This is a genomic window from Phyllobacterium phragmitis (genome assembly GCF_002980495.1).
In the GTDB taxonomy this organism is placed as follows: Bacteria; Pseudomonadota; Alphaproteobacteria; order Rhizobiales; family Rhizobiaceae; genus Paramesorhizobium; species Paramesorhizobium phragmitis.
The window spans coordinates 1-255 of record NZ_PVBR01000121.1 but is presented as its reverse complement, the minus strand read 5'-3'; the positions used below and the strand labels follow the sequence as shown (position 1 = coordinate 255).

Below are 255 nucleotides of genomic sequence, written 5' to 3'. Positions count from 1 at the left end.
AGAGCGCGAAGCGATCCGTGGTCGCCGCCACCGCCTGCGGCCCGCCATCGCCATAGGCCATGACTGTCCCGCCGGAAGCGCCGACGCCATCGAAGGCGGCACGGATGCGATCGTTGACGGCGTTGCGCAGGAAGCGGCTGTCTTCGACCAATGCGGTCTTGGCGGAAGCATGGATCTCTCCGGAGAGCTGACCCAGAGCGCCGGATACCTCGGCGTTGGAAAGGTTCAGCACTGCCGTGAACAGACTGCCGCTAT

The 255-nt window shown here is 65.5% G+C and carries 1 protein-coding gene; it reads right to left on the bottom strand.

Annotated features, from left to right (window positions below):
• Nucleotides 1-255, bottom strand: a 255-nt coding sequence (locus C5748_RS27615; RefSeq protein ID WP_199194927.1) for a hypothetical protein, incomplete at both ends; no start/stop codon positions are given.